A 12,761-nucleotide genomic window follows, 5' to 3' on the forward strand; every position below is an offset into this window, starting at 1 on the left:
TGGGTTAGTTTTAAAAGCACAGGCCAGTGCGATTCCTTCCCTGGGGAAGGTGGAGATAGGGGTTTATCCACCATGCTATTCAAGTCCTCTCCTTTGGAGAGGATTTAGGTGAGGCTTTTTATCCTCTCCTAATAAATCATCAACCAATCAATCTTATCATATTTTGTAATTGTACTCACGCCTATCAATCAAATTTTATTTTACTCATCTTTAGCTATAAGCAGTTTAAAATCCTATTTTTAGCGCCTCAAAATTGGTGCAATTCCATCAAATTATTTAAGGGTTAAAGGAAGCGAAAAATGAAGGTTTTAAAATTTGGCGGTACCTCTGTTGGTAGTCCCGAAAGGATGAAAAAACTGCTTGATATCATTGATCCTGCCGAGCGGCAGATTGTGGTGTTATCGGCTGTATCCGGCACAACAAATAATTTGGTGGAGATAGGGCAAGCCTACCTGGCAGGCGATAAACCAAAGGCTGCAAACCTGATTGCCGTATTACAGAGCAAGTACGAAGCTTTTATAAACGAATTATTTGCCACCCCCGAATACCTTAAACAGGGTAAAGAGGTTATTGATTACCATTTTGCTTTGTTAAGTAACCTGGCCAATAATATGCTTACATCGGTAGAAGAAAAAATCATACTGGCCCAGGGCGAATTGCTTTCAACTACTTTATACCACGTTTATTTAAAAGAGATTGGGATACCATCGGTATTATTGCCCGCGCTCGATTTTATGAAAATTGATGGCGATAATGAGCCCATTGTTGATTATATAACAGCCAACATTACCCCGGTGCTTAACAAGCACCCCGAAAATAACCTGTTTATTACACAGGGCTATATTTGCCGCAACAGTTTTGGTGAGATTGATAACCTGCGCCGTGGCGGCAGTGATTATACGGCCTCATTAATTGGAGCAGGTATCCGTAGTGAGGAGGTTCAGATTTGGACGGATATTGACGGTATGCACAATAATGATCCACGGATTGTAAAAGGCACCAAGCCTATTGCACAGCTATCCTTTGATGAGGCTGCCGAGCTGGCTTATTTTGGTGCCAAGATACTGCACCCGCAAAGCGTGTTCCCGGCACAAAAATATAAGATCCCGGTACGCTTGCTGAACACGATGGATCCGAAGGCGCAGGGTACACTGATCACCAATACCAGCGAAAAGGATAAGATCAAATCCATTGCTGCAAAAGATGGTATTACTGCTATCAAGATCCAGTCAAGCAGGATGCTGCTGGCTCATGGTTTTTTGCGCCGCGTGTTCGAGGTATTTGAACGGTATAAAACATCAATAGATATGATCACCACATCAGAAGTGGCCGTATCTTTAACCATTGACGATACCACTTATTTAAGTGAGATCACTAAAGAGCTTTTAGGTTTTGGTTCGGTTGATATTGATGAAGATCAAACCATAATTTGCGTTGTTGGTGATTTTGGTGCCGAAAAGCATGGTTATGCGGCGCGCGTTTTAGAGGCTGTAAAACATATCCCTATCCGCATGATCTCCTATGGTGGGAGTGATCACAATATGTCAATCCTTATAAAAACGGATGATAAAACGGAAATTTTGAGAAGCCTGCATAACAGACTGTTCTGATTTGAGATTTTGAGAGGTAACGCAATAACGCTATTATAAAGTGCCTGCGTAGTAAATAGTAAAGGCAATTAAAAAGGTCATAAAGCCTGTAAGTACAAACTCTATTTTATCTATCTTTTTTTCTTTGAAGCAGGTATAAGTAAATATTAAGGGGTAACCCAAACAACAAATTAAAATAGCAATAATCATCATACAATGTTTAACAAAGCTAATATAAGCAAATTCAATAATTTAGATACGCCTTTTTACTATTACGATATGCAGGTGCTGCACAATACTTTAAGTGCCTGCCGCACCGCCTCATCAAAGTATGGTTTTCACGTGCATTATGCCATGAAGGCTAACTTTAACCCTAAGGTTTTGGATATGATCCAGTCTTTCGGTTTTGGTGCCGATTGTGTGAGCGGTAACGAAGTAAAGGCAGCTATTGAACATGATTTTGGTAAGGAGAAAATTGTATTTGCAGGGGTAGGTAAATCAGATAAAGAAATAAACTTTGCCCTTGATGCCGATATTTTTTGCTTTAATGCCGAATCGGTACAGGAATTAGAAGTGATCAATGAGCTGGCCAAGGCAAAAAATAAAATAGCTAAAATTGCTATCCGTATTAACCCTAATGTTGATGCGCATACCCATCATTTTATAACTACCGGGCTGGATGAAAATAAATTCGGTATCAATACCTGGCAGCTGCCTGAAATTGCAGAAACCCTGCGTAAATGTGCTAACCTACAATTTTTAGGCATCCATTTTCATATCGGCTCGCAAATAACAGATATGGAGGTTTATAAAAACCTTTGTACCCGTATCAATGAAATTCAGGATTGGTTTGAAGATAAAGGCTTCACGGTAAAGATCCTGAACGCCGGTGGTGGCCTGGGTATTGATTATTATAATCCCGAAGGTAACATCAGTGATTTTGAAAGCTATTTTAAAGTATTTAAAAGCTTTTTAAATGTAAAACCCGGCCAGGAGGTTCACTTTGAACTGGGCAGGGCATTGGTTGGGCAATGTGCCTCATTAATTTCAAGGGTGTTGTACGTAAAGAACGGGCAGAAAAAGAACTTTTTAGTTTTAGATGCCGGGATGACAGAACTGATACGCCCGATGCTGTACCAGGCCCATCACCTGATTGAAAATATATCGCAGGAGAAAACGCCTGATTCTATAAAATACGACGTAGTAGGCCCGATATGCGAAAGCACTGATTGCTTTCAAAAAGATGTATCACTGCCGCAATCCTACCGTGGCGATCTTATTGCGGTACATTCAGCAGGTGCCTATGGCGAAGTAATGGCATCGGGATATAACCTTCGGGATAGGGTAGGCAGTATTTATTCGGAAGATTAATCAGCAAAAATGAAAAGAGCAATAGTTGTTGGCGCTACATCCGGTATTGGCAGGCAATTGGCTATTACTTTGGCTGCAAATGGTTATAAGGTCGGTATTACCGGCAGGCGCGAAGGCTTATTAATAAAGCTTCAGGCAACCAGACCGGATAGCTTTATTGTTTCGGCTTTTGATATAACGGATATAGATGCCGTTCCGCAAAAGCTGAGGCAGCTAACGGATGAATTAGGTGGCCTTGATCTGCTGGTATTAAGCTCCGGAACCGGAAAGATCAACCCTGTGCTGGATACGGTTATCGAAAATCAGATCAACAGTCTTAACGTTTCCGGGTTTACCGCTGTAGCTAACTGGACCTTTAACCTGTTTCAAAAACAAGGTTGGGGGCATTTTGCAGCCATTACTTCTATTGCCGGGATCCGTGGGAGCAGGCAGGCTCCTGCATATTTTGCTTCAAAAGCATACCAGATCCATTATTTAGAAAGCCTGAGGCAAAAAGCTACGAATTTAAAGCTCCCCATTTATGTTACCGATATACGTCCCGGTTTTGTTGATACTGATATGGCTGCCGGCGAAAACTTGTTTTGGGTAGCATCTGTTGAGAAAGCAACCAGCCAAATTTACAGCGCCCTGCAAAACAAGCGCGACGTGGTTTATATTACCAAACGCTGGCGCATTATTGCATTTTTATTCAGGCTGATTCCTAAAGCTTTACACAAGCGCATGTAAGTGTGCAAATTGTAAAATAAACAATTAACTTATTTTTTTCCTGCTGGCAATTGCTTAATTTACACTACCTATTAGTGTTTATAAACCAATTTTACCGTGATGGATCAGGAACTTTTTGTTATTGGTGTTGATTATGGCACCGACTCTGTACGGTCGGTTATTGTTGATACCCGTAATGGCCGGGAGCTGGCATCGTCAGTTTTTCATTACCCGCGCTGGAAAGAGGGTTTGTACTGCAACGCCGCGCAAAACCAGTTCAGGCAGCACCCGCTCGATTATATTGAGGGGCTTGATTTCACTATAAAAGATTGTATTAAAAAAGCAGGTGGGGCACATGTGGCAAGCCGCGTGGTTGCTATTTCGGTAGATACTACGGGCTCAACACCTGTGGCGGTAAATGAGCATGGCACACCATTGGCCTTAACTCCCGGTTTTGAAAATGACCCAAATGCAATGTTTGTTTTGTGGAAGGATCATACAGCCGTTAAAGAAGCAGCTGCCATTAATACACATGCTACAAAGTTTGCTGTTAATTACCTTCAATATGTGGGCGGTATTTATTCGTCCGAATGGTTTTGGGCAAAGCTGCTGCATATTTTAAAGGCTGATGAAAAGGTAAGGCAAGCTTGCTACTCGTGGGTAGAGCATTGCGACTGGATCCCGTTTTTATTGAGCGGTGGTAAGCATATTAAGGATATGAAACGCAGCCGCTGTGCGGCAGGTCATAAAGCATTATGGTCTGCAGAATATGGCGGCTTACCACCCGATGATTTTTTCTCATCGCTTGATGCTGTTTTAACAGGCTTTACCCAAAGTTTATATACCGAAACTTATACCGCTGATGAAGTTGCCGGAACATTGAGCGATGACTGGGCCATCCGTTTGGGCCTGAGCACGCATGTAGTAATAGGCGTTGGCGCTTTTGATGCCCACATGGGAGCCGTAGGCGGGCAGATTGAAACTTATTACCTGAGCAAGGTAATGGGAACTTCCACCTGCGATATGCTGGTGGCACCTGCTGCAGATATACAAGGAAAATTAATTAAGGGTATCTGCGGGCAGGTTGACGGGTCAGTGATTCCAGGTATGACGGGCTTAGAGGCCGGGCAGTCTGCCTTTGGCGATACTTATGCCTGGTTCAAAAATCTCATCTCCTGGCCATTAAATGAGCTTTTGGTGCAATCATCCCTTATTGACGAAAAAACAGCCGAAGCTTTAGTGGAAGAAATTTCTGCCAAAATAATTCCTGAATTGAGCAGGCAGGCAGCCTTATTGCCATTGGACGAGGGCGCAGAACTATCGGCTGACTGGCTGAATGGCCGCCGTACGCCCGATGCCAACCAGCTTTTAAAAGCCGGGATAACGGGCCTTAGTCTGGGCAGTGATGCCCCGCGGATCTTCCGTGCATTAGCTGAAGGCACCTGCTTTGGCGCTAAAAGCATAGTTGATCGTTTCATCAGCGAAGGCGTACCTGTAAAAGGGGTGATAGGGATAGGCGGCGTAGCTAAAAAGTCGCCATATATTATGCAGCTGATGGCTGATGTTTTGCAGATGCCGATTCGCATCCATCAGTTTGAGCATACCTGTGCCCTTGGTGCGGCTATGTTTGCGGCAACAGCCGCCGGCATTTACCCAAATGTACAACAGGCAATGGCTGCAATGGGCGGTGGTTTTGATCAGGAGTATCAACCAGATACCACAAAGGCCGATTTTTACCAGCAACGTTATCAGCAGTATAAAGCCTTAGGAACATTTATTGAGCAGCAAACACAAAACCAATAACCATGAGTAAATATCAGCACATTAAGGAGCTTGCTTTTAAAGCCAATATTGAACTGCCTAAGTTAGGGCTGGTACTTTATACCTTTGGTAACGTAAGCGCTGCCAACAGGGATTTAGGGGTATTTGCCATAAAACCCAGTGGCGTACCTTATAATGAGCTGTGGCCCGAAAAAATGGTAGTAGTTGATTTTGACGGCCAGCTGGTTGAAGGCGATCTCCGCCCATCGTCGGATACTAAAACACATGCTGTGCTCTATAAAGAAATGGAAGGGATAGGCGGCATTTGCCATACCCATTCTACCTATGCAACGGCCTGGGCGCAGGCCCAGCGCTGTATCCCTATTTATGGAACAACCCACGCCGATCACAAAACAGTTGATGTTCCCTGCGCTGCACCTATGCACGATGATCAGATAAAGGGCGATTATGAATATGAAACCGGTTACCAGATCATTGCCTGCCTTAAAGAAAAAGGCTTAAGCTATAAAGAGGTTGAAATGATATTGGTAGGCAGCCACGCCCCATTTACCTGGGGTAAAACTGCCGATAAAGCAGTTTATAACAGCGCCGTACTGGAGTCCATAGCCAGAATGGCACTGCTTACCGAGCAGATAAACCCCAGCGTTAAAAGATTAAAAGACTCCCTGATAAAAAAACACTACGACCGTAAACATGGCCCCGGTTCATATTATGGGCAATAGTTATTGGCTATTGATTAAGCTAACAGGCCTTTCATGAAATCCCCGGTAAAGTCATTGGCAAAGTGTATTACATTTTTAAGATAATTAAACTCTTCGGGTATGTGAGTAGTAGTGATCACTACGGCTTCCATACCTGCGTTGGCTGCTGCTTCGGCACCTTTGGGTACATCTTCAAACACAATGCAATCTGTTGGTTCCACTTTTAAAATTTGAGCAACCTTTAAATAAGTTTCCGGGTGTGGCTTGCTTAATACTACATCGTCCGCACTTACTATGGTTTTAAAATAATGCCTTATGTTAAGGTTGTCCAGTACAAAATCAATATTAAAAGGGATAGCTGCCGAACCAATTGCCATTGGGATGCCTTTTTGATAAGCTGCTTCTAAAAACTCATTCAAACCAGGTAATAATTTAAGGTAAGGCAAAAACTCCTGCTGGTATCTTTTTTCTTTTTCTAACGATAAGTGTTCCATTTCGGCAACGGTAAAACGGTCGGGCCCAAACATGCGTACCAATACTTCGGGGTTTTTACCATACATCTGTGGTTTTACTTCATCCCAGGTAAAGTTTGCACCCAGGTCGTTATTAAAAAGGTATTGCCATGCTTTGGTATGATAGGTCATATCATCAATCATGGTGCCGTTAAGGTCAAAAATAAAGGCTTTCATTTATCCGTAGTATATTATTGCCTGCTAAAGCAGCAGGCGTGTTTCGGGCAAAAATACATTTAAATAAAATCGCGCGGTAATAAATCTGAAATGTCGGGTTCATCGTATTTATATAAAACAGACTGACAACAAAGGTTTTAATAATCAGGCCGATAGGCAGGTTGAAAATATTTGAGGTATTGCTGAAAGATCGAGGATGTTGCGATGGAGTGATCTGTGAGGTCGATGTGAATTCAGCGAAGCCCGTTTAGCATTGCTAAAGGGCTTTTTTACTGTTTTGATGTCTGTTAAAAAAAGATTACCGATGAAAACGAACAAGCGCTATCCCCTCACAAAAATCAATAACTCCAACAATTGGTTGTTGAAGCGCGTACCCCAATTGTTTTTTAAATTTTTTTCTGTCGAGCATTTTGAAAAGTATTGTACAATGCTTTATGCTTTTGTATAATAAATAGTGCTTTTGGTATTATAATACAGCAAGATATTATAACAAAAAATAATTTATATCGTAGAAGTATTGATTTTGATAAATAGTATCAGGATAGAATTAATAATTCAGCTATAAATTTAATCTACAGCTTATACCAAAAGTTATACATGGACTACGAAATAAAAAGGTTGGAAGCTGTTAACAGATTTAAACACCTCGAAGACAATATTACCAAAGAACTGAATGATATTGTACGGCTTGCCGCGCAAATATGTAATACACCCGTAGGCCTGGTAACCTTGCTTGATGAAGATACACAATGGTTTAAGGCCAGCTTTGGTATTGATATAACTACAACCAGCCGCGAAGTAGCCTTTTGCAACCATACCATTAAGCAGGATAAAATATTGATTATTACTGATACTGAAAATGATGAACGCAGTAAAGATAACCCGCTTGTTTATGGTGATACCAATATTAAATTTTATGCAGGCAGTAAATTGGCCACAAATGATGGTTTTGCCATAGGCAGTTTATGTGTAATTGATTTTGAGCCTAAAACATTAAATGAGCAGCAGCAAAATGCGCTAACCATACTATCAAAACAGGTAATTAACCTGATGGAGCTTCATTGGAGCCTGCAATCGCTGGCCAAACAGCATCAAACAACCCACGAGCAAAAAATATCAATTCAGGAATCAGAAATAAAGCTGAAAGCCATTTTTGATAGTTCAAAAGATACCCATATTTTGGTTGACCGTAAGTTGCAGATATTGGCTTTTAATAAATCGGCAGCCGTTTTTATAAGTGCGCTGTTCAGAAAGATACTTACCAACGGCGATAATATTTTAGATTATACCGAGCCGCAGCTGCATAAGCAGTTCACAAAATACCTTTCCCTGGCCTTATCAGGCCGGTCGGCCAAGCGGGAGTGGATAATGATGGCCGGTACAGCGCATGAATGCTGGAAAGAAACCTCTTTCATCCCGGTAAAAAATAACAATGGCGAAGTTTTGGGCGTTGCCTTAAACTCTACTGATATTACTACCCGCAAGCGTCACGAAAAATTGATCAGCATACAAAATGAAGCCTTAACCCGAATTGCAATTATCCAGTCGCACGAGTTAAGGCGGCCGGTTGCTTCATTATTGGGGATCATTGACCTTATGAAAATTGATGCGATAGATTTTGGATACTTTAATATATTGGAAGTGACCGTTAATGAGCTGGATCAAAAAATACGCGGAATTGTAAAAGATTCAGAAGATACCATACAAGGCAGCCATCTTTCAATAGTGGCATAAATCTGTATAAACAAGGTTTCAACAGTTAAATGGCTAAAAAGCAAACGCTGCGGAATTGTATTGATAATCAGTATTTTAATTATGCTTTTGTGTAATTAGTTATTAAATACTTGCTTTATATTGATTATTATGCCTACCTTGCCACCTTTAATAAATAAAATAATGCAAAAAGAAGGAACAGTAAAATTTTTCAATGAAACAAAAGGTTTTGGTTTTATTACACCAAGCAATGGTGGCCAGGACGTATTTGTTCATTCAACAGGCCTAATCGATGAAATCCGTGAGAATGATAAAGTAGAGTTTGAAGTAGAAAACGGAAGAAAAGGTTTAAACGCGGTAAATGTAAAAGTTATTTAATTATAATATAATCATTAAACGTATCAGGCATTCACTATCAAGTGGATGCCTTTTTTTATGGAAAAAAGGTTTGTAATTTAAATATCTTCAAACAAAAGGCTGGCATTGTTATTGTAACTGTATATTCATCTAAATAATTAAAATTAAGGATATGAAAGATCAGACAAGAGTTATAGCTGCACTTTTAATAGGCGCGGCAGCTGGTGCGGCATTAGGTTTATTGCTTGCTCCTGAAAAAGGCGAAACAGTTAGAGATGGTATTGCCGATTATATTAATGATTTAGTTGATGCCGCTAAAGATAAAGCGCAATCAGCATCGGGTAACTTAAAGGAATATAGCAATAATGCATATGATAAGGCCCGTGCAAAATTTAACGGTGTTGCCGATTTGGTAACTGATTATGCAGCTTCTGCTATTGATACAGCACAGGCAAAAGCAAATGATTTGAAAGACAATGCGCAAAGCAAGTTTGAAGAAGCTAAAACAAAAGTTAAAAACGGATCAAATGATTTGAACCATTCGGTTCAAAATTCATAAGTCATCCTAACTTATAAAAACAAAAGGCCAGCTATAACAGCTGGCCTTTTGTTTTTATATACGTATGTTAAACATACACTACGTTAGTGTATCAATTACAACACAATTATTTTGCAGTCCATTTATTGTTGCTGGTATCGGCATCAATAAATATACCACCATCAAGCACTACTGATGTGATGGTTTTTGTGGTTTTTACAATAACCGTAATTTCTTTTTGGTTATACTGCCAAACTATAGGTGTTTGATGAAATGCTTCTGTTGTACCATCGCTATAAGTTACCTTGGCATCAAACGGAACAGCAAAGCCACCAATGTTTTGGATAGATAGGGCATAACCACCGTTTGATTTTACTACACTTTTTAAATTAAGATCAATATAATAATTGGTAAAGAACCAGTTGGTGAAAAACCAGTTCAGGTTTTTGCCCGATGCACTGTTCATTGAGTTAAAATAATCCCACGGAATAGGGTGTTTACCATGCCAGTTGTTCATGTAGCTATGCAATGCTTTTTTAAACATTTCATCGCCAAGCATATCTTTTAAGGCAAAATAGCTCAATGATGGTTTACCATAAGAGTTATTTCCGTAACCGCCTCTTAATTCGCTTGATGGGGTGATAATTGGCAGATCTTCGGCAGTTGCTGCATCGTGGATCCAACCATTGATCCTGAACTGTTTGTAAAGCGTTTCCATTTTTTCTTTACCAACTTCGGCAGTGCCTATCAATAATTCAAATGTAGTTGCCCAACCTTCGTCCATAAAAGCATAACGGCTTTCATTTATACCCATATAGAAAGGGAAGTAGGTATGCGCTATTTCATGGTCCTGAACAAATTGCGAGAAGGCAAGGTCGTCCGTATGGCTATCATTAACCATCATCGGATATTCCATATCAGCAAAACCCTGGAACGAGGTCATTTTAGGGAAAGGGTATGGAACACCTGGCCAGTTATGTGATAACCAGCTTAAAGAGTTACGGCCATATTGAACCATGTGATGGAAATCGTTAGAGTTATCCAAAAATGCAGATTGCATGCTTGCGCGGCGTTGTGTAGCATCATCAACTACGGTACTTGCAGCATCCCAGTCGTAATGGTCGCTGATCCCTACAGCCATATCGCTGATATCGTTAGCGGTCCATGTCCAGGTATTGGTTGCATTTTGAGCGGTAATGTTCTTTTGTGCCAGGTCTTCTTTAGTAGCAATATGGATAGTTGAATCGCTGGTCATTGATTGCTCAAGTCTTTTAGCATATTCGGGTTGTAAAACCTCTTTTGGGTTTTGTAATGTTCCGGTAGCCCAAACAATATAGTTTTTGGGGGTGGTAACATTTAGGGTATAATCGTTAAAGTCGTTATAAAATTCCTGTGCATCTAAAAATGGAAGTGTATCCCATCCGTTATAGTCGTCATAAACAGACACGCGCGGGTAAAAGTAAGCCAGGTAATAGGTGGTTGAATCAATCATACCCTCGCGGCCGCTTTCTTTTGATATTTCAAAATGCCAGGTAATATTAAGCTTTACCGAATCGTGCGGCATTAATGGCTTAGGCAGGCTCACAAACTGATTGGTACCTGCTGCCTGTTTATTATTCCAGCTTTTTTTGGTGCCGTTTACAAATATCGAATCAACCTGTACGCCGGGAGTTAAATAATCATCGCCGGTTGGGCCAAACCTTGCAGCGCCCGGGCGGTGAACGTTTAATATCAGTTTCATATTCAGCCTTTTTAAAGTATCGGGGCTGTTGTTAAAATAAACAATCTGCTCAACACCCTTTACGGTACGGTCTGGCGGTAAGGCTGTAATTGAGATGGTATACTTGCCATGATTTTGCCAGTAGTTTTTACCGGGCTTACCATCTAACGATCGGGTGTCCTTTTTATACGCACGCTGAATATCGCGGGGCATATACAGGTTTTGTGCCTGCGCCTGCACTAAAACCAGGCAGCAAAAGGCACCAAAAATAATTGATTTAAACATTAGGGTCAGTTTTTGTTTGTGAAATTGATTGTGATAAAGCCAATGGCGTAAAATTAATTAGAATTTTCAGTATTGTATGACACAAAGAATAGGTATGATGTTACAATTTTTTTAATTTTTACGTAAATTCTATTTGCAGTACGATAAATATTTTTTTACTTTGCACCAGTTATTTTAATAGGGGTATTAAATAACTAATTTCTAAACCATCTGCCTTTGGGCGGGTGGTTTTTTTTTGCCCCGGATAATCATTCTCACCATTCTTAGGGCTAACTTGCAGGCTTTAATCAGAGTAATACTATAATGAAATATAAATTAGGCGATTTTGTGCGTTTTGTGGACGAGAAAATGGAGGGCTTTGTAACCCGCATTATTGATGAGCAAATGATAGGTGTTACCGGCGAGGATGATTTTGAGATCCCGGTATTGGCAAGTAAGGTTACCACCGTACACGGTTATGATGCGCAGGGCAAAGAAAAAAGCAGTACCGTAACTGATGAACCGGTTATTGCCGGGGAGTTTAAGACCAAAGGTGTTTACTTAGGCGTGGTTAGTGATCCTAAAGCTAACTCTGTAGTTCATTTCCACTTGGTAAATGAAACCTCGTTCCAGTTGCTGGCATCTTTAACTATCGAAAAACTTCAGGTTTTTAAGGGTGAATTTGCGGGGATAGTTGCGCCGCAATCGGCAGTTAAAATATATTCGGCACAATTGGCTGATCTGCAGCTTTGGCCAAAGTTCATTTTTAATGCTGTATATCATACCAAGCAGAATACAGTGCCAAACAAACCCTTAATTGTTGAAGAAAAATTTAAGGCGAAGGATTTCGCGGGTGCTAAGAAACAGATAGCCTTATTAAACCAGGCTGGGTGGTTGATTCAGTTAGATGAGCCCGAACTAATAATTGATGCCCAAAAGCTGAAGGAAAGTTTTTTTAAAACATCCGAAGAAAAAGCCATTGTTGACAAACCAACTAACGAGGTAGACCTGCACATTGAAAAGCTGCGCAACGATCACCAGTTTTTTAACAGTGGCGAGATATTGAACATTCAGCTGGAGCATTTTCATAAAACGCTTGATGCTGCTATTGTACACCAGTTGCCGGAGATTATATTTATCCATGGATCGGGCAATGGCACTTTGAGGCACGAGATCCATAAGATATTAGCCAAGCACCAAAAAATACAAACCTTTATGGATGCCCGTAAAGAAAAGTTTGGTTACGGTGCAACCAAGGTAATGTTGAAATAGGGTAGTGTATAGGTAGAAGTAGGCGCCTTACTCCGTGCCTCGTTGCGAGGTACGAAGCAA

11 protein-coding genes are annotated in these 12,761 nt (G+C 40.8%); 9 read left to right on the plus strand and 2 right to left on the minus strand.

Going from position 1 to position 12,761, the window contains the following annotated elements; genetic code table 11:
- The first annotated feature begins 299 nt into the window (after nucleotides 1-299).
- The 5 genes from ACQY4U_RS09740 to araD all read left to right on the plus strand — a co-directional run bounded on the left by ACQY4U_RS09740 (nucleotide 300) and on the right by araD (nucleotide 6,169).
- Nucleotides 300-1,610, plus strand: coding sequence for an aspartate kinase (locus ACQY4U_RS09740; RefSeq protein ID WP_428329201.1), 1,311 nt, complete (start codon nucleotides 300-302; stop codon nucleotides 1,608-1,610).
- Nucleotides 1,611-1,805: 195 nt separating this feature from the next.
- Nucleotides 1,806-2,960 (plus strand): diaminopimelate decarboxylase, encoded by a 1,155-nt coding sequence (gene lysA / locus ACQY4U_RS09745; protein ID WP_428329202.1) that lies wholly within the window; start codon nucleotides 1,806-1,808, stop codon nucleotides 2,958-2,960.
- Nucleotides 2,961-2,969: 9 nt separating this feature from the next.
- Nucleotides 2,970-3,686: an SDR family NAD(P)-dependent oxidoreductase gene (locus ACQY4U_RS09750; RefSeq protein ID WP_428329203.1), complete on the plus strand. Its 717-nt coding sequence runs from the start codon at nucleotides 2,970-2,972 to the stop codon at nucleotides 3,684-3,686.
- Nucleotides 3,687-3,785: 99 nt separating this feature from the next.
- On the plus strand, nucleotides 3,786-5,468 hold the full coding sequence (locus ACQY4U_RS09755) for a ribulokinase (RefSeq protein ID WP_428329204.1): 1,683 nt from the start codon (nucleotides 3,786-3,788) through the stop codon (nucleotides 5,466-5,468).
- 2 nt (nucleotides 5,469-5,470) lie between these two features.
- Nucleotides 5,471-6,169 (plus strand): L-ribulose-5-phosphate 4-epimerase AraD, encoded by a 699-nt coding sequence (gene araD, locus ACQY4U_RS09760; protein WP_428329205.1) that lies wholly within the window; start codon nucleotides 5,471-5,473, stop codon nucleotides 6,167-6,169.
- 14 nt (nucleotides 6,170-6,183) lie between these two features.
- On the opposite strand, the gene ACQY4U_RS09765 is transcribed toward araD, so the two are convergent.
- On the minus strand, nucleotides 6,184-6,837 hold the full coding sequence (locus tag ACQY4U_RS09765; protein ID WP_428329206.1) for an HAD family hydrolase: 654 nt from the start codon (nucleotides 6,835-6,837) through the stop codon (nucleotides 6,184-6,186).
- A gap of 597 nt (nucleotides 6,838-7,434) precedes the next feature.
- Between ACQY4U_RS09765 and ACQY4U_RS09770 the strand changes: the two genes are divergently transcribed.
- The 3 genes from ACQY4U_RS09770 (at nucleotide 7,435) to ACQY4U_RS09780 (ending at nucleotide 9,466) form a co-directional block, all read left to right on the plus strand.
- Nucleotides 7,435-8,571, plus strand: coding sequence for a GAF domain-containing protein (locus tag ACQY4U_RS09770; RefSeq protein WP_428329207.1), 1,137 nt, complete (start codon nucleotides 7,435-7,437; stop codon nucleotides 8,569-8,571).
- 162 nt (nucleotides 8,572-8,733) lie between these two features.
- A complete protein-coding gene (locus tag ACQY4U_RS09775) occupies nucleotides 8,734-8,928 on the plus strand; it encodes a cold-shock protein (protein WP_091380246.1) in 195 nt (64 codons plus the stop codon).
- 151 nt (nucleotides 8,929-9,079) lie between these two features.
- Nucleotides 9,080-9,466 (plus strand): YtxH domain-containing protein, encoded by a 387-nt coding sequence (locus ACQY4U_RS09780; RefSeq protein ID WP_428329208.1) that lies wholly within the window; start codon nucleotides 9,080-9,082, stop codon nucleotides 9,464-9,466.
- 106 nt (nucleotides 9,467-9,572) lie between these two features.
- Here the strand turns inward: ACQY4U_RS09780 and ACQY4U_RS09785 are convergent, their stop codons facing one another.
- Nucleotides 9,573-11,450, minus strand: coding sequence for a M1 family metallopeptidase (locus ACQY4U_RS09785; RefSeq protein ID WP_428329209.1), 1,878 nt, complete (start codon nucleotides 11,448-11,450; stop codon nucleotides 9,573-9,575).
- A gap of 303 nt (nucleotides 11,451-11,753) precedes the next feature.
- Between ACQY4U_RS09785 and ACQY4U_RS09790 the strand changes: the two genes are divergently transcribed.
- On the plus strand, nucleotides 11,754-12,701 hold the full coding sequence (locus ACQY4U_RS09790; protein WP_428329210.1) for a Smr/MutS family protein: 948 nt from the start codon (nucleotides 11,754-11,756) through the stop codon (nucleotides 12,699-12,701).
- Nucleotides 12,702-12,761 lie beyond the last annotated feature (60 nt).

It is taken from the genome of Mucilaginibacter sp. (assembly GCF_965277465.1).
Lineage (GTDB): Bacteria > Bacteroidota > Bacteroidia > Sphingobacteriales > Sphingobacteriaceae > Mucilaginibacter.

Coding starts and splice junctions, on each gene's coding strand:
- ACQY4U_RS09740 (WP_428329201.1), top strand. CDS start 300: ATGAAGGTTTTAAAATTTGGCGGTACCTCTGTTGGTAGTCCCGAAAGG.
- lysA (WP_428329202.1), top strand. CDS start 1,806: ATGTTTAACAAAGCTAATATAAGCAAATTCAATAATTTAGATACGCCT.
- ACQY4U_RS09750 (WP_428329203.1), top strand. CDS start 2,970: ATGAAAAGAGCAATAGTTGTTGGCGCTACATCCGGTATTGGCAGGCAA.
- ACQY4U_RS09755 (WP_428329204.1), top strand. CDS start 3,786: ATGGATCAGGAACTTTTTGTTATTGGTGTTGATTATGGCACCGACTCT.
- araD (WP_428329205.1), top strand. CDS start 5,471: ATGAGTAAATATCAGCACATTAAGGAGCTTGCTTTTAAAGCCAATATT.
- ACQY4U_RS09765 (WP_428329206.1), bottom strand. CDS start 6,837: ATGAAAGCCTTTATTTTTGACCTTAACGGCACCATGATTGATGATATG.
- ACQY4U_RS09770 (WP_428329207.1), top strand. CDS start 7,435: ATGGACTACGAAATAAAAAGGTTGGAAGCTGTTAACAGATTTAAACAC.
- ACQY4U_RS09775 (WP_091380246.1), top strand. CDS start 8,734: ATGCAAAAAGAAGGAACAGTAAAATTTTTCAATGAAACAAAAGGTTTT.
- ACQY4U_RS09780 (WP_428329208.1), top strand. CDS start 9,080: ATGAAAGATCAGACAAGAGTTATAGCTGCACTTTTAATAGGCGCGGCA.
- ACQY4U_RS09785 (WP_428329209.1), bottom strand. CDS start 11,450: ATGTTTAAATCAATTATTTTTGGTGCCTTTTGCTGCCTGGTTTTAGTG.
- ACQY4U_RS09790 (WP_428329210.1), top strand. CDS start 11,754: ATGAAATATAAATTAGGCGATTTTGTGCGTTTTGTGGACGAGAAAATG.